Here is a 238-nt window from a genome sequence, read left to right on the forward strand (position 1 = left end):
CGGGTCAACGGGCATCACAGGAGTTACCGGAGAAACAGGATCGATGGGACTTACTGGAGTTACCGGGGAAACAGGATCAAAGGGACTCACTGGAGCGACGGGAGAAACAGGATCAACGGGACTCACCGGGGTGACAGGAGAGACTGGCTCACCAGGAGTTACCGGAGAAACAGGGTCAACGGGCATCACCGGAGTTACCGGAGAAACAGGGATAACTGGGATCACCGGAGTTACCGGG

The 238-nt window shown here is 57.1% G+C and carries 1 pseudogene; it reads left to right on the forward strand.

Annotated features, from left to right (window positions below):
* A pseudogene (locus AE2B122_RS19035) lies at positions 1-238 on the forward strand (collagen-like protein); the annotation flags it as partial.

The sequence above is a fragment of the Terribacillus sp. AE2B 122 genome (assembly GCF_902497585.1).
Classification (GTDB): domain Bacteria; phylum Bacillota; class Bacilli; order Bacillales; family Amphibacillaceae; genus Terribacillus; species Terribacillus saccharophilus_A.